Below are 17,555 nucleotides of genomic sequence, written 5' to 3'. Positions count from 1 at the left end.
CGTCTCCTTTCCCCGTCACCGGCAGCCGTACGGGCCTGCTTTGTCGAGCAACTCCCCGTTGGTGCCGATGATCTCCCAGGAATAGGTCTTCCCCTTGAGTACCAGCTTCAGCACCCCGTGCTTGCCCAAGATCTTCTCGACACCTTCACGGGACTTGTAATCGAGGTAAAGGCTGTCGCCGCCGATCCCGGCGATGACCGACCGCACGCCATTGGCCTCGTCGACATGCCCGTTGACGTCCAGCGGCTTCGTGCGCTCGTAATGATGATCGTGCCCGGCGAAGACGACGTCCGCCTTGGCTTTGGCCAGCTCGTTCCACAACGGCGCGATACTCTTCGCGTCTCCGGCATTCCCGGAATTGAACCGCGGATGGTGCCAATATCCGACGACACAGGACTTCTTGGTCTTCGCGAGGTCCTTGCGCAACCACGCCACCTGTTCGGCGCCGCCCCCGTTGTACACCGGGTCCGAATCGAGTGCGACGAAATGGAAGGCGCCGACGTCGAAGCTGTAGTACGGTTTTCCCTTGGGAGTCGCGATCTTCCCGAAGTACTGCCGGTATCCCGCCAGATCGTTGTTCCACTCGTGGTTGCCCGGCGTGGGCTTGGTGATCTTCTTGAACTTGCCCCAGCTCTTGTCGTAATAGGACCGGAACTCCTCGATGGTGCCGTCGACGTATTGATTGTCGCCGACCGTCAGCACGTACCGGGGTTTGATCCTGCTCACCAGCTCCGCCGTCCGCTGGTGCTCCGACGGCAGCTCCGCTTTCGCGATGTCACCGGCGAGGGCGATGACGATGCCATCGGACGCCGCCGGCCGGGTGGATGCCTTCACCGGCAAGGTCGCCCCGGACAGGTTCCCCGCCGCGTCCCGCGCCCGCACCGCGTACTGGAAGTCGAAGCCCGACGCCAGCGACGTGTCGGTGTAGGAGGTCGTCGCCGACCGGCCGATGACGTTGCCGTTGCGCAGCACCTCGTACTCGACGACCCCGACATTGTCGTTCGCCGGGTTCCAGCCGAGCGTGATGCTCTCGGTGGTGGACGACTTCTGCCGGAGCCCGGTGGGCATCGACGGCGGCTGGATGTCGCCATCGCCGGTCCGGACGCCGTAGACCTCCAGTTCCCACAGCGAGTACCCGTAAACGGTCGCCCGTACCGTGCCGAAGATCCGGACGTGTCGCGCGGAGGTGTTCAGGCCGGTGAACTCGTCGAGGCCGCCGTCGCTGCCCACGACGGTCTTGACCTCTCGCCAGTTCTGACCGTCGTCGGACGCCTGGACCTGGTAGTCCTTCGCGTGTGCCGATTCCCAGAAGACCTTGATCCGGCTGAGGTCCGCGGGACCCCCGAGGTCGATCGCGATCCACTGTGGATCGCCCTCCAGGCTCGCCCAGCGAGTCGTCGAATCACCGTCGACGGCGAGCGCACCGCCGAAACTCTCGTTCTCGACCGTGGAAGTGGTGGTGCGTTTGTTGACCGACAGCAGTGATTCCACCTGCCCGGTCGCGGCGCTGGAAGCGGTCACGGGCTGAGCGAGCAGGACGATCGCCGCGATCGCGGCGGTGCCCGGCTTCACCATTCGATTCACCTGTACTCCTGGATGGGCCTACGTGGTCGTGGACTACAGACCGGGTCCGGCGCCGCGTACGGCGCCGGACCACGGCCGTCAGCGGCAGGTGTACGGACCCGCCTTGTCGAGCACCTTCCCGGCGGTGTCGTAGATCTCCCAGGAGTACGACTTTCCGTTCAGCACCAGCTTCATCACGCCGTGCTTGGCGAGGATCTTCTCGACCCCTTCGCGCGCCTTGTAGTCGGTGTAGAGGTAGTCGCCGCCGATGCCGGCGATCACCGACCGAACGCCGTTGGCCTCGTCGACATGCCCGTTGATGTCCAGCGGTTTTGTCCGCTCGTAATGATGGTCGTGCCCGGTGAACACCACGTCCGCCTTCGCCCTGGCCAGCTCGTTCCACAGAGGCGCCATCTGCTTCTTGTCGCCGGAATTCCCCGAGTTGAAGCGCGGGTGGTGCCAGTACCCGATGACGCAGGACTTCATGTTCTTTGCCAAGTCGTCGCGCAGCCAGGCCACCTGTTCGGAACCACCGCCGGTGTAGATCGGATTCGAGTCCATCGCGACGAAGTGGAAGTCACCGATGTCGTAGCTGTAGTACGGCAAGCCCTGCGGGTACGCGATCGCGCCGAAGTACTCCTTGTACCCCCTGAGCTGGTCGTCCCACTCGTGGTTGCCCGCCGTGGGCTTGGTGGTGCTCTTGAACTTGCCCCACGTCTTGTCGTAGTGGGCGCGGTACTCGGAGATGGTGCCCTTGTGGTACTGGTTGTCGCCAACGGTCAGCACGTACCGCGGGTTGATCCTGGCGACCTGGTTCGCCGTCCCCTGGTGCGTAGAGAAGAGTTCGGGGTTGGCGATGTCACCCGCCAGTGCGATGGTGACGGGGCCGGTGCCGCCGGGTTTGGTCGCGGCCCTGATCACCGGACTCGCCGCGGAGACGTTGCCCGCCGCGTCCCGTGCTCGCACGGAGTAGCCGAACTCCGCTCCGGACGCCAGCCCGCTGTCGGCGTAAGTGGTCGTCCCCGTGGTTCCGACGACATTCCCGTCGCGGAGCACCTCGTACTCGGTGACCCTGACATTGTCGGTCGACGCGGTCCAGCCGAGGGTGACGCTGTCCGCGGTGGTGGCTGTCGCGGCGAGGCCCGTGGGCACCGTCGGTGCCTGCGTGTCGCCGCCGCCGACGCGGTCACCGTAGATTTCCAGCGCCCACAACGAGTAGCCGTAGGTCGTGCCGCGGGCCGTACCGTGCACGCGGAGGTGGCGCGCCGAAGTTTCGAGGCCCGAATGTTCGTCGACGGCGCCGTCACCACCGGTGACCGACTTGATGTCGGTCCAGGTCCTGCCGTCGGCCGAGCCCTGGATCTTGTAGGTCTTGGCGTAGGCGGCTTCCCAGGTCAGTTTGACCTTGGTGATGGTCGCGGCACCGCCGAGGTCCACGGCGATCCACTGCGGATCGACCCCCTCCTCGCTCGCCCACCTGGTCGTGGAGGCGCCGTCGACGGCCTTGCCGCCCTCGAAGCCGGGGCCCTCGACCGACGAGGTCGTGGTCGGTTTACCGGCGGACAGCAGGGATTCCGCCTGCGCGGCGGTACCCGAAGAGATCAGTGTCTGCCCCAGCAGCGCCAGGGTCGCCACCGCGACACCGGCCAGGGGTGTTCTCCGTTTCATGCGAACTCCTCGACGTTGCGGAGTCGGCGAGTACCGGCGGTGGCGGCGTCGGATCGGCCGGAGTCGCTTAGTTAAGTAAGTTTCCTAACGATAGGAGTGTAGAAGGTTGCCAAACTCCCAGTCAACGGGTGATCGCGCCGTGTCCGGCATCATTTGATGGCAGGATCGCCGCGGTCAAGAGTACGAGCGAGCCGTGGTGATGCTGGATCGGCGTTGTGCGACGTCGTCATGCACGACGCCGCGGAGCGTCACCGGCGGCCCCAGGGATCGCCGAACGTGCGGAGAGCGTTGGCGCCGCCGTCCCGCCGATGGCTCCGGACGTGTCCCGAGGTCGACTCGCCGGGCGCCCCACCGCGTCGGTACGGCGACGGTTGGTGCTCACGAAATCCCGAGCAATGCCGCGACAGCCTCGCGTGCCTGATGCGCCGGCGCCGGGTCGCCGGTGATGCCCGCCGTCACGATGGCTCCCTCGGCGAGCAGGTAGACCGGTTCGGTCGCCGCCCGCCCGGCGGCCCGCACCCAGGTCTCGATCTGGTCATGGAACGCCTGTTTGTGTGCTCGCACTTCGGCCAGTACCGCCTCGGACGAGGGGCCGAATTCACCATGGGCGTTGATCCAGGCGCAACCGCGGAAACCGGGTTCGGCGAACCATTCGGCAAGCCAGTCGAAGATCGAGAGCACCCGCTCACGGGGATCCACGACTTGTTCCACGTGTGCCGCCAGGCCGCCCCTCCAGCGCTGGTCACGACGTTTGAGCATCGCCACCACGAGGTCTTCCTTGGCTTCGAAGAACCGGTAGATCCGCTTCAGTGAGAGGCCGGACGTCGCGCGGACCTGGTCCATGCCGACTGCCTGAATGCCGTTCTCGTAGAAGAGATTCTCAGCGGCGTCGAGTAGGGCGTCGCGGTCCAAGCTGTTCTGCTCGTCGGTGACGGCGGCCGGCATCGAAACCTCCTTGACGTTGAGAACGATCGTTCCCTATCGTAGGCGCCAGACATGGAGAACGCACGTTCTCCACATGAGGAGGTCGACGATGTCCGAAGATCGCCCGCCCTACCCGCCGTTCACCCGCGAGACGGCGCTGCGGAAAGTCCAAGCGGCCGAGGATGCCTGGAACACCGGCGATCCCCGCCGAGTGGCGTCGGCGTACACGCCGGACTCGGTCTGGCGGAACCGGGACACGTTCGCCCAAGGGCGGGAGGAGATCGTCACGTTCCTGACCGGGAAGTGGGAGCGGGAACTCGATTACGCGCTGCGCAAGAACCTCTGGGCGTTCACCGAGAACCGGATCGCCGTCCGGTTCCAGTACGAATGGCGCGACCAGGACGGACAGTGGTGGCGCAGCTACGGCAACGAACTGTGGGAGTTCGACGAGCACGGTCTCATGAGCCGCCGTGAGGCGAGCATCAACGACGTCGCCATCCCCGAGACCGAGCGGCGCATCCACGGCCCGCGCCCGCGGGAGGAACACGGAACCGACTTCCCGCTCCGCTAGCTCAAGTCGGCTGAGTCGACGCGGATTCCTCGCTGAACACACCACGCGGGACGTTGTCACCGCCTAGGATCGACCGCGCGTAGTCCGGGGTCTCGATCTCCGGCGGAAACTGTGAAAGGGCAGGCATGTCACCCCTTGCGTTCACGACCATCGAGACCATCCCACGAGTGTTGTTGCTCGTGGTGGGCCTGCTTGGCCTGATCTTCTCGATCAAGGGACGCTCCAAGGGAGTCTCCGGCCTGATGGTGGGCGCTTTCGTGGTCATGATCGTCACGACGGCGGCAGGCATCGTCTGGCAGTTCGTGTTGTTGAACGTGCCGTCCTGGAGCACGTCCAACGACCTCTCCTTCGACGAGATCCGCTGGATCTTCATGGGAGTCGGCATCCCGCTCGACGCTGCCGCGGTGCTCTCCTGGCTCCTGGTCGCGATCGCGGTCGTCAAGGCCGGCCGTCCACCTCGGCGACCCGGCTTCGCGCCGCACCCTGGACCCGCCGACTATCCGACGGCCGCGCAGCCGGGTTTCCTGAGCCACCCACCGACTCAGCAACCACCGAGCTAACGCAGCGAAGTTCTCAGTGATCCGTCCGGTTGAGAACTCGCTGACGAGGTGCTCGGCGGCGAACACACCGCCCTCACTCCGCCGGTGGGCCGATCCGGGTAGCTGTCACGAACGGCGAAGGTCACTTCACCGACCAAGGCCCGAGCCGCACCTAGAGCACTGTGCAACGTGTCGATGTCACATTCCGTTCCGCGCTCCCGGAGCTCGATCAGGGAAACGGCACACGTGAGAGCGCTGTCCACCGCGGCCATGAGCGGATCACCGGGCACTCGCAGCACGCCACGGGCTCGTTCGACCGCGTCGACGGCTCGCCCTACCGCGGAACCGATCTCGACGAGCTTCTCCTGCCGCCACGCCGATCTGTCCGGTTGACTGTTCACCATCACACCCCCACCAATGCCATGACTCCGAGACCCAGCAAGATCACTCCCACCACCGAATCCAACGACCTTCTGACCCGCGGTCGATTCAGGATCGGATGGAGACTTCCGGCCGCGAACGCGAACCCGAACAACCACAGGGCGCTCACCGTGACGTAGATGGCGAAAAGCATCAATTCGTCACCCACACTCGACGTGGCCGAGGCCGGGAGGAACTGCGGAAGAATCGCCAGATAGAACAGACCGATCTTCGGGTTCAGGCAATTCACGAGCAGTCCGCGCAGGAAGAAACCCGTGCGCCCGCGATCGTCGTGCTTCGGTGCGGCAGACGCCGCAGATATCGCGGAACGCAACGCCATGATCCCGAGCCAGATCAGATACGCGGCGCCGACCACGGAAACGACCCGAAAGGCCACGCTGTCGTTGACCAACAGGGCCGACAGCCCCACCACCGACGCGATACCCCACAGTGCGATGCCGAGCACGACTCCACCGGCGGTGCGCACCGCCGCGGGGCGCCCGGAGGCGGCACTCGTCTGAAGCAGCAGTGCTTGGTCCGGCCCCGGTACGATGACGACGGCCGCGGCCGTGAATGAAAGCATAGTAAGTATAGTCAAACGAACTCCCCCACATTGTTCACCCGCGAACTGTCCGCAGGCCTGATTCTATGATTCGCGGTAAACCCACTCCAAGATGCCGACCGCGCTGCCGTATTTCATGCGCGCCTGTTCCCAGGCGATCGATCGGTCCCCGTCGAGCACCGACCCCTTGACCTCGTCACCGCGGTGCGCCGGCAAGTCGTGCATGAACACCGCCTTCGGCCGGCGGGACATGACTTCGTCGTCCACATAGAACGGACGAAAATCCTCCCGCCAGTCCGCGTTCGGTTTCGCCGTACCCGTGGTCTGCCAACGAGTCGTGTAGACCGACGTCTGGGCCTTGTTCTGCGCGATCGGCTCGTTGCGGGCGATGGGCGCGGACACCGGCCCGCATGCCGGTCCGGTGCTGCGCAGGCTGCGCGCGATGACCTGCCCCTCCGGTGGCTTCACCTATCGCGAACCCGACCGAGCCGGGGACGCGCTGAGCACCGCGGCCACCGCGTTGCTGTCGGCGGCCGACGACCCGCGGCAAGGCCAGTGGCGTACCTGGCTGCCAGGGTGCCGTCTGCCGAACGAGGGCGGAATCATGTACATGCCCGCCCGTGGCAGCGAAGTGCGGTGCACCCTGTGGGCTCTCGCCGCCGGCGCGGCGGACGTCGACCCCGCCGCGCCTCGCGAGATCGCGAACTGGCTGAAAGATCTGCAGAACCCGGGCGGCGGTTTCGGCTACTGGGAAGGCCGGGGATCGGATCTGGTCTCCACCGCGGCGGCGGTGGAGACCTTACGGCTGCTCGGGATTCCGGTCTCCGAAGTACTGGATCCCGCGCGGCTCGCGGAATTCGTACTGGGCTGCCGTGACGAGCAGAGCTATCGGCACGTGCCGGGGGCGCCTCCCACGCTCCGCGCCGGGCTGCAGCGTTACGGGTCCGGGAACAACTGGGCGAGCCCGTGCCCGGCGAACTCGCCTGCCTGCTCGAGCGGCACCGGGTGGCCAGTGGCGGATTCGCCAACGAGGGTTCGCGTATGCCGGATCTGCTCAGCACCTACGAAGCGGTGGTGACCGCTGACCGTCAGCGTATTCCGGTGGACTTCCCGCGGCTGACCGTCTTCCTCGACCGGATCGGCAGGCCGGAGGGCACCGCGTGGACACCGCTCACACCGACCGGCGGTGGGGTGCTGGCCGACTGTCTCGGTGTGGCACGACGAAGGGCATGCGGTACCCGGAACACGCCATGCACATGAACGGCCTTTGACGGGCTTGGGAACTCGGTCGCGGCGGCGGCGCAGAGCCGCGTGAGGCGGGTTTCGACCACACCGCCGACGCCCTCGGCTTCGGCGATGCCGGTTACCCCGCCCAGACGGGCGAGTCTTGAACCATCCCGGTCAAGCACCGCTTCCGGCGCGGGCGGTTCTGGCCGCTTCCCAACCCCGCCTGCGAGCGTCTTCGGCAGCGGCTGCCCTGGTCACGGGGCGACGATTTGGACAGTTCTAGGCCGAAGTCAGCTCCGCCGCCAGTGCCGCGTGGCGACGCACAGGCGACCAGAAGGGCAGGAACCACTGCCCTTGTGCCGGAACAACCGCCCACGCCCTCACCGGCGCGAAGTGCGACGCTCCACATACAGCGAAAACCGACGAACAACAAAGGAGTCGAGCAAACCATGCGCAAGCTATTGACAGCGATCGCCCTGCTCGCGGGCTGTCTTGCCGTCGGGACGACACCGGCCGACGCCGCCCAGACCCGCGCGACGGCACTGGCGGACTGCCACGTCGCGAACGTGCAGTTCACCTTCGACAACTGGGGCTCCACAGGGGGCTTCCATGCCTACTGCGGCCATAACCGGCACGTCTGGGCCGTCACCGCGTTCTACGACTCCGCCGGAGCACAGATCGCGGGCGGCAGCGGCTACAGCCTCGTCGCCGCCAACGGCCAGTGGCACTGGTTACACGCGAACACCAACTGGGGCGGCCTCTGGAAACCGGTGTACACCGGCTGCATCTGGATCACTCAGGACAACCCCTCCCCCGGTGGCACCTTTCTGTACAGCTACTGCAGAAACAAGTAGCTGACAACAACGTCCGGAGACAGGAAAGGAACGGTCATGCCATCATGACACGATCGGCGGTCGCCGCCGGTTTCGCGGCACTCTCGATACTCGGCATCTGGGCCACCGCCGGAGCGATGCCGAATCCGGCCGCGGCTACGAACACGCAGCCGGTATCGACCCCCGCAGTCGCGGACTGGACGTTCTACGACTACTACCCGAAAAAGGTACAGTGCGCCGACGCCGGGAAAACGGTAAAGCCATCGGCCTGTGGAACGAATACGAATGCCGGTTCATCCTGATCGGGTACGACTTGCACTACCGGTGACGCCGATTGTTGCTCACCGCGGAACTCGCTGCTCCGCGATGAGCCAGGTCAGAGCCGGCAGGACACGTGATCCGGGTCAGCCGGTGACCCGGGCCCGAGCATCGAAACCCGATCGATCCAAGGCGCGCCGGTAAGCGAATTCAGCTCAAGTCGTCCAGCCCGCGCTGCCACCGTTGCCGCCGCTCCGCGGAATCCTGGTCCCACCATGGAGTACCTCGCTCACCCAAGGCGACCTTGGCGGTGTGCACCCGCGCCCGGGCGTCTTGTTCCGCTTCGGAGTCCTGAGCACGGCGGGCCGCGCCAACGTCTCGCCGAGCCCGCATCAGCAGACTGCGCAACCGAGCCGCCGCTTCGTCCGGGATCTCCGGATCGGTGGCTCGCCAGCGCCGGCCGTCGATCACCACGAAGTGCCCGTCGGGCGTGCGATCCGGCTCAGCCATTCGCGTGCCCCGTCAGCCGGATCCTGATCGGCCCCTCCCACTCGCCATCCGGATCGAGCGACCGGCCACGCTGGGTCAGGCGCACATCACCGGCCCGCGCGAGTTCCCGTGCCAGTTCCCGAGCCCCCGGCAGCAGCGGGCGCCAGTCATCCGCCAGTGCCCTGGCCGCGTCGGAAGGACAGGTGCTGCTGCCTGTACCTCGACTGAAAGCCAAGGCGAGGATCGCGGCCCGCAGCCGTTCTCGAAGCGGCCCGGCACTCAACGCGGTCCGGGAATGCTCCGCGCCCGGTCCGGCACTCTCCCGGATCCGCTCCAGCTCTCGTCGTGGCCCTGGCCGATCGGTCATACCGCCAGGATCGCACCGATCCGACCACCTTGCCGCACGCGTGGCCACCTCCCGCCGTGACTGACCCGAGTATCGCGACTCCATCCGGGTGACGAGGCTTGTCGAGCGGCAACGACCTCGTCGGTGAGTGCGTGAATCCGATGGCGAGTTCGGATCGGCCGGACTCGCTACCGTGAGGGAGGACTTGATGAGGACCAGTCGACCAACAGGGCGCGCAGGAGCCGGGACAAGAGCAGCCGCGGCGGCGGTGATGACGATCGCCGCGGGGCTGCTGGTAACGACGGCACCAGCCGCATCCGCGTCGGCCCAGGCCATCCCACCTGACTGCAGGGTGTGGCGGAGTACGGGCTCCTGGGCGGTTTCGTCGAAGTGCACCCAACGCGCACACCGAGCCGCGGCGGAGTGCCGCACTTACACCCAACCCACCTACCGGTGGTATTTCGGTGCATGGGCCAACAAGAACGAGGAATCGAAGGTGAACTGCCCCCAGGACACCACGGGTCTGCGAGGGATGAGCGTGGACTACCCGGACTGATCACGAGCGCCGGGGACATGTAGACGCTCACCGTCGAGCCAGTGTCTTCCGGCACGGCCTGTCCCCTCGGCGTGTACACCGAGGGGACAGGCCGACTTCACTACCGTCCTACCGAACAAAGAACGGGCCGACAGGCACCTTCGGCTTGGCCTGAGCCGACTCAGGCTTAGGTGCAGGCTCGACTGCGGCACAGGTGGTGCCGTTCGGTGGCAGCTTCAGCGACACGAGGTACTGGTCGTTGATCGCGCGGGTGCACTCGCTGCGGTCGTAAACGCCGTGGCCCCAGCCTTCGTAGGTGACGAAGACGGTGGTGTCACGGGACTGCCGGTGCGCGTTGACCGCCCATTCGTACACCGTCGCCGGGTCGTGCTTGGCGTTGGTCAGCAGGATCTTCGGCGCGTTGCGGATGTTCAGTGGCCGCTGCGGGTTGGTGGCCTTCGGGAAGCCGATACACCCCATGACGGCGCTGTGGCCGATCGCCGAGCCGCGGGTGTTCGGCGCGATGCCGTTCTCCAGGTTCACCAGCGACTTGTACTCGCGATAGGAGCCGATCCGGAGGTTGTAGTCGTTGCAGAAGATGCCAGGGAACGGGTTGGGCACCGTCTCCCCCGCCGCGAACGCCGACGCCGGCACCGGTAGGCCGTCCACGATCTTCTTGATCTGCTCGGCGTACGACTGCCAGCCAGGCCCGTAGGCCATGCCGACCACCCCTTGTCCGAGGTCCTCCGGCGTCAACTTGACGTTCGGGTCCCACGGCGCGGGCACCTCACCTCGCTCCGCCTTCGCCAGCAGGTCCTTCCAGATCTTGCGGAAATCCTGGCCGTGGAACGGCGACGACGGGGTGCGGTCGTTCCACTTCATCCACTCCTGGAACGAGTCCTCCGCACCACGCGCTTCCGACGCGACGAACTGCTTCGTGCCAAGGCTGTGATCCATGTTGGAGTCGATGATCATGGCGCGGATGTTCTTACCGTACCGCTCCGCGTAGTGCTGACCCATGATCGTGCCGTACGAGATGCCGTAGTAGTTGATCTTCCTCTCGCCGAGGGCCCGGCGGATCGAGTCGATGTCGTGCGCCACGTCGGCGGTCGACGCGTGGTCGAAGATCGGACCGGACTGCTTGCGGCAGTCCTCACGCAACTCCTTGTTGAACGCGACCAGCTGGTCGTATTCGGCCACGTTCTTCGGGTAGCTCGACGGCTGCTCGCGGATCAGGTCGGCCGAACACTTGATCGGCCGGCTGCGCGCGACGCCACGCGGGTCGAAGCCCACGACGTCGAACTTCTCCGAAATCTCCTTGCTGAAGTAACGGTTGGCCGATACCGCGAAGTCGACGCCCGAACCGCCAGGGCCGCCAGGGTTGATCACCATCGCGCCGATCCGCTTCGATGGATCGGTGGCCTTACGACGAGCCACGGCCAGGCCGAACTTCTCCCCGTTCGGCTTGGTGTAGTCGATCGGCAGCGTGAGGGTGCCGCATTCGACGTCCGGCGCCTCCGCGCACGGCTTCCATTCGATCGGCGCGACCGCGTACTCCGGCTGCCCTTCCGGAGTCGCGGTCGCGACAGAACTCCCACTCAGTACCAACGCAGAACTCGCGAGCGCGGTCCCGAGGACACGCACCATCTGCTGCATGGATTTCCTCCCTAGGTCCCCATGGGTCAAAGGAGGAAACTTCCACGATCGAGTGACGGAGACAACCGTCTGAGGTAGCACACCGAATCAGACTGCGGTCGGACAACCACCATCGGTCAGTGTGATTGCCTACTCCGTTCGGAGGGCGGCGGGATGAGTGGTGGGACCGCGGGCAGGCGGCGGTTACGCGTGGCTGTCTGAACGCGGCGTTGGGGACATCAGCCCGCCGGAAATGAGGTGTGCTGCGGGATCTCGGCGGCGCACCTGGTCCGGTCGGTTATTCAGTGGCGTGGAGGCGGGTGTTCTGGCGTTGGGATTCGTGGAGTTGGTCTTCGAGGGAGATGATGCGGCAGGCGGCGTCGACGGCTGTGCCTTGGTCGACCAAATCCCGGACGCGCGCGGCGAGGCGCAGCTGGTGGCGGGAGTAGCGGCGGTGTCCGCCTGTCGAGCGCTGTGGCGCGATCAGTCCGGCTTCGTCGAGGCTGCGCAGGAAGTTCTGGGTAGCGCCCAGCATTTCCGCGGCCCGGCCCATCGTATAAGCGGGGTAATGGTCGTCATCGAACTTGTCGGCCCCGCCCGGATCAGGAGCGGGGGTCTCGCGTTGGTCAGGAATCATTCCACCTCCACATCACAAGGAACCCCGGATGCCAGATCGGCACCCGGGGTCCCAGGGTTCGGGTTTCACCATTGTCAACCGGCCGTGAGGCCGGGTTCCTGTATCCGCGGCGTCCGTCCGAGAGGCGGACGACGTGGAGATCGCTGAGTCGTAACCGAGAACCACCTTCCAATCCGATGGGACTGCGGTACCCGCGCGGCACTAACGCACAGCCGCGGCGGGCGATCCAATGATGTGCCCTTTCCCTTCTATCCTGTATTTCTTCTTGCCGTGTATCACTTGCTGTACAGCGACTACTGCCGGCGTCACCGGCTGGAACCCCTTCACTGATCGGTCCCAGCACGCGTCACACCGCTGATCACTGCCCGGGACCCTGTCCGAGATCGGCCCCGGCCACCTGACCGGTCCTGCACTGACCAACTAGCAACTACCTACTGCGTTACCGCAACTGCCTTGTTCGAACTGCACTTCCTTCGCCGGGATCGGCCTTGCCACTACGTCTTCACTTCTCGATCCCGGTACAGCACCGGCCACCAGTCGAAACCTGTTCACAGATCGGCTTCGTCCTGCCTGACCGTCTTGTCTCACCTCGCGGGCAGTTCGTCATCTCCCGCGCCTGCTTGACGTTGTCTTTCTCGGTATGAGCAGAACAATACACACACCTGCGGCTGAATGTCTACCCCAGTGATCATAGATTTGCTCCTGTCACGACATCGGGTAAGCCAGCCATCGGAGATCCGCAGGTCAACGCGGGGTGACCACGGTCAACGATCGCCCGAAAGAGCGAGCCGGGATGACCGACCCGACCGCGCGGCAGGACCCGTTCGGCCTGACCGGCGCACCCTCGCCGGACGCCGCTACAGCCGACTCGGCGCAGAGGAATCCGGACGTCTTTCCGTCCGGACCGGCTCGCCGCCCCGACACCAGTCACGTCCCCCGTCGGTGACCGGTTCTGACGGGTGATGGTGAAGGTGGTTGATCGCAGGCATGTCCGGGCAGGTGGCAACGGCGACTACGCCGCGGCGGGTCGAATCATGGTCGCTCACGAGCTGATCTCCGGACGTTCTTTCTCGCGAGACCGCCGATGATGAGCCGGTTTTCCGGCCCGTCTGGGCCGGGCAGATCGGGGTGCCAGCCGTTGACGGGGACGATGCCTGGCGCGATGAGGTCAAGCCCGGGGAGCCAGCCGGCGAGCACCGCATGATCGCGGGGCACGAGTGGGCTCGCACTCGTGGTGTAGGTGCCGACGCATTCGCGGATACGCTCGCGCAGGTCAGGGGTGGCGTGCTCTTCGGACAGGTGCGAAAGGCCGACGTAGCTGCCAGCGGAAAGCGCGTCGTGATAAGTGGCGACGAGTTCGGACGGCCGGTCCTGGTCGGTGACGAAGTGCCAGACGGCGATCATCAGAAGTCCGATCGGCTGATCGAAGTCGAGAAGGGCGCGGACATCCGAGTGGTCGAGAATCGCGGCCGGGTCACGGATGTCCGCGTTGATCACGGTCGTCTTGGGGTCATCGCCGATAAGCAGTCGGCTTTGAGCGACGGCAACGGGATCGTTGTCGACGTAGACGACTCGGACGTCGTCGGCGAGCGCGGCGGCGACTTCGTGAACGTTGCCGACAGTGGGAATGCCGGAACCGATGTCCATGAACTGACGGACACCGTGATCGATGAGATAAGTGACGACCCGGCGCAGGAAGTTCCGATTGTCCAGCGCCATGGTCTGGGCTGGGATGAGTTGAGCGGCGCGCTCGGCGAACGCGCGATCGACGGCCGTGTTGCAGGACCCTCCGAGGTACCAATCGTAGGCGCGGGCGACGCTGGGCTTCTCGATGTCGACGATGCGGATGTCGGGTCGGTCGGGGTTGCTTTCGGTTGGCGTGCCCACGGTGGATCCCCTTCGCGCCGGATACCCCCGGACGCTATCAACGGCAGGTTGCATCGTGCATCTGCCGCTTGGGCGGACTTGCACCCACGCAGGCGTACCCGCGAAATTCACCCGTAAGAGTCAGAAGGACCGGTCCGACCTCGACGTTTCGTGGTCATTTCGCGGCGTATTCGGGTGACCCGTTCTCTTTGGTGTGGCAGTTCACGGGGATATGGGCCACTCGGTCGAGATAGAGGTAGCCGCGACGCAACAGAGTCGCGGTCGTGTGACCGTGTTCGATGTCGATGGAGGGTTTTTCTCCTCATGTCCCCGAATGTTTCGTTGGTTCTCTTCGTGCTGGCCGCGGTGCCGTGGGTTCTGAGCGCGCACCACAGGCGTCTCATGCGTGCCGGGTCGGCCTTGGTGGGCGCGCTCCGCGGCTGGCTGATCCGCCGGTCCGCGGTGCCGGTCCTGCGCGAATGCGCGCCCCTGTTGTTGAGTGCACGGGCGGTGCGGCTGGAGATCACCGCGTCCGGAGCGCTGCTGGTGACCACGAGCGCCGTTGGTGAGGTCGGGACGGGCCGCCGAGGCCGTCGGGGACGGGCGTGAGCGAATCGCACCCGCATCCGCCGCCCTGGAGCGCGCAGGACCTCAATGAGCTCACCGAGATCATGACCGAGTACGAACCTCGGCTTTCAGCGTCGCTGCGTATCAAATTCCCGGGGATCGATCACGAAAACGTGGTCGGACAAGCACTTCAGGAACTGACCCAGCACTGGCACCACCTGAAGAAGAGCAGGCGTGCCTGGCTGACCGATGTGGCGAAGAAGCGGGCCATCGACGCCGTTCGCGCCGCGCGGCGTCAAGGCGGCAGCCTCGACGATCCTCGGCTCGCGACGTTGCGCCTGGCCTGGGCGGGCGACGACGAACACGCCGTCGTCCTGGTGTACCGGGCGATCGCCGCACTGCCCCAACACCTTCGTTATGTGTTGTCACTGCGGATGTTCGGCTACGAGATCGAAGAGATCGCCCGCCGGGTGAATCGCGCGCCCCGGACCGTCGAGGACTGGATCACTCGTGCTCGCCAGAAAGTCAGCGCCGACCTCGATACCGCTCGCCACGACCGCGAAGGGAACCTGTGATGACTGATCCCGCATCCGAAACCAGCCCGGCGTCAGCAGCCCCCGCTCACCGCGAAGGCTCCGGTGACGAACGCCTCGACCGCGTCCTCGGCCTCATCTCCGCCGCCGCCGCCAAGCCGGTGCACACCGAAGGGGACGAGGAGTGGCGCACCCTGACCGCCGCCGAGGTGACCGCGATCGACGATCCCGTCACACCCGGCCTGCGCCTGACCGCGGACGACGCGGTCGAATTCGGCCGCCGCTGGCGCCAGGCGATGGCCGACAAGGCGTTCTTGACGACGCACCCGCGGTTCGCCGATCAGAATTTCGGGCGCTGGACCGCCAGCTTGCTCCAGCATCTCGGCGCCAGGGTCGACCGGATCACCGAATTGATCAAACCGGAGCTTCCGATCCTGAGTCCGCACCAGGTGGGGCGCGCGCTGTCCTACACCCACAAACTCTCCGCCGACGCGCTCGGGACCTGCGTCAGTCTCCTGTCGGACTTGGCCACCGAGTTCACCCCGCACGCTCCTCGCCGGATCAAGGCCCAGGTCGTCGGCGAGTTCGCGGGAGGCTTCGCCACCGGCCTCCGCGACAGGGTCCGGGAAGACCAGACGCTGTTGAGCGTCAGCCTGGCCCGAGCTCACGCCGACTACCTCGAGGTCGCGGGCGCGCGGGAGTTCCACGTCCGAGTCACCGAAGCGGGCACCGCGGTGCTCACCCTCGACCCTCGCAGCCGGATCCTGGAGGCGAACACCGCGGCGCAGGCGTTGCTCGGCTGCACCGGGGCGCAACTGCGCGAACGACCGCTGGCCGACCTGGCCGACCGCGACGCGGACATCGCCGCCCTGCGGGGTGCCGTCGAACAGATGGCCACCGCGCCGCATTCGGCGGTGACCCGGACCGAGTTCCAGCTCGTCGGTGACCACTACGGGCCACCACGGTGGATCTCCGCGGTACTCGGGCACGCCGACGACGCCCAGCGCGGTCTCAGCGTCCTGCTCCACGACGTCACCCTCGTGCGGGCGCTACGACACAGTGACGACCTCGACCCCGCGACCGGGCTGCTGACCGCGCAGGCGTTCGCCGACCAGGCGGGCGAACTCCTTGACCGCCGGGAACGCGGCGGCACGGCCTTGCTCACCGTCCGGGTCGGTGCCTGGCGGGACCTGGACCACGTGCTCACCCAGGGCATGCGCGACCGGCTGCTCTCCCAGATCCACGCCCAGATCGTCGCCGTCGCCGACCCCGATCACCCTCAGCTCTTGGCCGGGCACAGCCACGGCGACGGAGACGTTCTCGTGCTGCTGTCCCGGCTCGGCGACTGGTCCCTGGTCACCCGGCTGGTCAAGCAACTCGCCGACTGGATGCGTGAGCCGGTGCGGGTCGGTGGGCACCGGCTGCACCTGCATCCGCGGATCGGTATCGCCGAAGTCCGCGAGGGCGACACCCTCGAATCCGCGCTGCGTCGAACCCGCCGCGCGCTACGGGATCCGGACCGCTCCGGTGAACCATGGATCCACGCGGAACCGGCGGACGACGCCGACCACCATCGAGCGCTCACCATGCTGGCGGAGCTGGATCACGCCATCGACCACACCAGCCTGGTCCTGCACTATCAGCCCGTCCGCGCCGCTGACGGCACTTTGGCCGCGATCCGGCCGGTGGCCTCGTGGACCAGTCCGACCGGCGAACGTCATCGACTCGCCGACGTGGAAGAACTCGCCGAGCGGACCGGCCTGCTGGCCGCCGCTCAGCCGCTGATGCTGGACTTGGTCTGCCGCGACATCTACACCTGGGCCGGGATCGGCAACCCCCCACAGGTGATGCTCGACCTCCCCGGAAGGCTCGTCCACGACGAAGCGCTGCTCGACGCGCTCACCGCGACGACGGCCACCGCCGGTTTGCTGCCAGGGCAGCTTCAGCTGGCCATTCCAGCGGCTTCACTCGTCGCGGCACCACCAGTGCTGGCCAGGCTCGCGGAACTTCCTCATCTCGGATGCTCCCTGGCACTCACCGGCGCCTACGGCGATGCCTTGCCCGCGGCCGCGATCACTCAACTTCCTTGGGACACCATCGGAATCGACTCGACCACCCTCGACCACTTCACCGGCTTCGCGTTACTCGACAGCGCGATCGCCGCCATCCACGCCCTCGGCGCCAGGGCCCTTGCCGAAGAACGACCGAATCCGGTGGCGGGATTCGACCTGTATCAACCCGCCCTCGCGCTCACCGCGGCTGAGATCCAGTCCGAACTCGGCGAACGATCATGACCGTGAAAGATGCGCCAGAAGAAAGACTCTCCGCGTGCTGAGGAAATTCCGGTGGACATGGGCGGCTGCCTCCGCCGACGGAAAACTT

The 17,555-nt window shown here is 66.2% G+C and carries 19 protein-coding genes; 9 read left to right on the top strand and 10 right to left on the bottom strand.

Annotated features, from left to right (window positions below; genetic code table 11):
- Nucleotides 1-15: 15 nt before the first annotated feature.
- The 3 genes from ACM6LU_RS13205 to ACM6LU_RS13195 form a co-directional block, all read right to left on the bottom strand.
- Nucleotides 16-1,575: a discoidin domain-containing protein gene (locus tag ACM6LU_RS13205; protein WP_414937977.1), complete on the bottom strand. Its 1,560-nt coding sequence runs from the start codon at nucleotides 1,573-1,575 to the stop codon at nucleotides 16-18.
- An 87-nt stretch (nucleotides 1,576-1,662) separates the two neighbouring features.
- Nucleotides 1,663-3,231, bottom strand: a complete 1,569-nt coding sequence (locus tag ACM6LU_RS13200; protein WP_414937906.1) for a discoidin domain-containing protein — start codon at nucleotides 3,229-3,231, stop codon at nucleotides 1,663-1,665.
- A 378-nt stretch (nucleotides 3,232-3,609) separates the two neighbouring features.
- The gene (locus ACM6LU_RS13195; RefSeq protein ID WP_414937905.1) at nucleotides 3,610-4,176 is read right to left on the bottom strand and encodes a TetR/AcrR family transcriptional regulator; all 567 of its coding nucleotides are present in this window, start codon (nucleotides 4,174-4,176) and stop codon (nucleotides 3,610-3,612) included.
- A gap of 88 nt (nucleotides 4,177-4,264) precedes the next feature.
- Between ACM6LU_RS13195 and ACM6LU_RS13190 the strand changes: the two genes are divergently transcribed.
- Together ACM6LU_RS13190 and ACM6LU_RS13185 are read left to right on the top strand one after the other, a co-directional pair.
- On the top strand, nucleotides 4,265-4,726 hold the full coding sequence (locus ACM6LU_RS13190) for a nuclear transport factor 2 family protein (RefSeq protein ID WP_414937904.1): 462 nt from the start codon (nucleotides 4,265-4,267) through the stop codon (nucleotides 4,724-4,726).
- A 125-nt stretch (nucleotides 4,727-4,851) separates the two neighbouring features.
- On the top strand, nucleotides 4,852-5,286 hold the full coding sequence (locus ACM6LU_RS13185; protein WP_414937903.1) for a hypothetical protein: 435 nt from the start codon (nucleotides 4,852-4,854) through the stop codon (nucleotides 5,284-5,286).
- 382 nt (nucleotides 5,287-5,668) lie between these two features.
- On the opposite strand, the gene ACM6LU_RS13180 is transcribed toward ACM6LU_RS13185, so the two are convergent.
- A complete protein-coding gene (locus ACM6LU_RS13180) occupies nucleotides 5,669-6,268 on the bottom strand; it encodes a LysE family translocator (RefSeq protein WP_414937902.1) in 600 nt (199 codons plus the stop codon).
- A gap of 63 nt (nucleotides 6,269-6,331) precedes the next feature.
- Nucleotides 6,332-6,649 (bottom strand): hypothetical protein, encoded by a 318-nt coding sequence (locus ACM6LU_RS13175; protein WP_414937901.1) that lies wholly within the window; start codon nucleotides 6,647-6,649, stop codon nucleotides 6,332-6,334.
- Between ACM6LU_RS13175 and ACM6LU_RS13170 the strand changes: the two genes are divergently transcribed.
- The 4 genes from ACM6LU_RS13170 to ACM6LU_RS13155 all read left to right on the top strand — a co-directional run bounded on the left by ACM6LU_RS13170 (nucleotide 6,636) and on the right by ACM6LU_RS13155 (nucleotide 8,609).
- Nucleotides 6,636-7,325 (top strand): prenyltransferase/squalene oxidase repeat-containing protein, encoded by a 690-nt coding sequence (locus ACM6LU_RS13170; protein WP_414937900.1) that lies wholly within the window; start codon nucleotides 6,636-6,638, stop codon nucleotides 7,323-7,325. The genes ACM6LU_RS13175 and ACM6LU_RS13170 overlap by 14 nt on opposite strands.
- Nucleotides 7,289-7,507 carry a hypothetical protein gene (locus ACM6LU_RS13165; protein ID WP_414937899.1) on the top strand — a complete coding sequence of 73 codons (219 nt, stop codon included), beginning with the start codon at nucleotides 7,289-7,291 and terminating at the stop codon, nucleotides 7,505-7,507. Before ACM6LU_RS13170 ends, ACM6LU_RS13165 begins: the two co-directional genes overlap by 37 nt.
- Nucleotides 7,508-7,923: 416 nt before the next feature.
- The gene (locus ACM6LU_RS13160; protein WP_414937898.1) at nucleotides 7,924-8,328 is read left to right on the top strand and encodes a hypothetical protein; all 405 of its coding nucleotides are present in this window, start codon (nucleotides 7,924-7,926) and stop codon (nucleotides 8,326-8,328) included.
- 44 nt (nucleotides 8,329-8,372) lie between these two features.
- Entirely contained in the window at nucleotides 8,373-8,609 is a 237-nt protein-coding gene (locus ACM6LU_RS13155; RefSeq protein ID WP_414937897.1) for a hypothetical protein, read from the top strand.
- Between the two features lie 166 nt (nucleotides 8,610-8,775).
- Here ACM6LU_RS13155 and ACM6LU_RS13150 read toward each other — a convergent pair whose 3' ends face one another.
- From ACM6LU_RS13150 to ACM6LU_RS13130, 5 genes are all read right to left on the bottom strand, one after another.
- A complete protein-coding gene (locus tag ACM6LU_RS13150; protein WP_414937896.1) occupies nucleotides 8,776-9,075 on the bottom strand; it encodes a hypothetical protein in 300 nt (99 codons plus the stop codon).
- Nucleotides 9,068-9,421, bottom strand: a complete 354-nt coding sequence (locus tag ACM6LU_RS13145; protein WP_414937895.1) for a DUF3253 domain-containing protein — start codon at nucleotides 9,419-9,421, stop codon at nucleotides 9,068-9,070. The genes ACM6LU_RS13150 and ACM6LU_RS13145 overlap by 8 nt, the downstream gene beginning before the upstream one ends.
- Before the next feature lie 643 nt (nucleotides 9,422-10,064).
- Nucleotides 10,065-11,591, bottom strand: a complete 1,527-nt coding sequence (locus ACM6LU_RS13140) for an alpha/beta hydrolase (RefSeq protein WP_414937894.1) — start codon at nucleotides 11,589-11,591, stop codon at nucleotides 10,065-10,067.
- Nucleotides 11,592-11,868: 277 nt separating this feature from the next.
- Nucleotides 11,869-12,207 (bottom strand): MerR family transcriptional regulator, encoded by a 339-nt coding sequence (locus tag ACM6LU_RS13135; protein WP_414937893.1) that lies wholly within the window; start codon nucleotides 12,205-12,207, stop codon nucleotides 11,869-11,871.
- 1,032 nt (nucleotides 12,208-13,239) lie between these two features.
- Nucleotides 13,240-14,205, bottom strand: a complete 966-nt coding sequence (locus ACM6LU_RS13130) for an SAM-dependent methyltransferase (RefSeq protein ID WP_414937892.1) — start codon at nucleotides 14,203-14,205, stop codon at nucleotides 13,240-13,242.
- Nucleotides 14,206-14,397: 192 nt separating this feature from the next.
- On the opposite strand from ACM6LU_RS13130, the gene ACM6LU_RS13125 reads away from it, so the two are divergent.
- Genes ACM6LU_RS13125 through ACM6LU_RS13115 form a run of 3 tightly spaced genes read left to right on the top strand, consistent with a single transcriptional unit; the run spans nucleotide 14,398 to nucleotide 17,467 of the window.
- Nucleotides 14,398-14,682 (top strand): hypothetical protein, encoded by a 285-nt coding sequence (locus ACM6LU_RS13125; RefSeq protein WP_414937891.1) that lies wholly within the window; start codon nucleotides 14,398-14,400, stop codon nucleotides 14,680-14,682.
- Nucleotides 14,679-15,215: an RNA polymerase sigma factor gene (locus ACM6LU_RS13120; RefSeq protein WP_414937890.1), complete on the top strand. Its 537-nt coding sequence runs from the start codon at nucleotides 14,679-14,681 to the stop codon at nucleotides 15,213-15,215. Before ACM6LU_RS13125 ends, ACM6LU_RS13120 begins: the two co-directional genes overlap by 4 nt.
- Nucleotides 15,215-17,467 (top strand): EAL domain-containing protein, encoded by a 2,253-nt coding sequence (locus ACM6LU_RS13115; RefSeq protein WP_414937889.1) that lies wholly within the window; start codon nucleotides 15,215-15,217, stop codon nucleotides 17,465-17,467. Before ACM6LU_RS13120 ends, ACM6LU_RS13115 begins: the two co-directional genes overlap by 1 nt.
- The last annotated feature ends 88 nt before the right edge of the window (nucleotides 17,468-17,555 follow it).

Origin of the sequence: Amycolatopsis sp. cmx-11-51 (assembly GCF_047608665.1) — a bacterium.
GTDB lineage: Bacteria > Actinomycetota > Actinomycetes > Mycobacteriales > Pseudonocardiaceae > Amycolatopsis.
The sequence above is the reverse complement of the archived record's forward strand: the minus strand, read 5'-3'. Positions and strand labels throughout refer to the sequence as shown.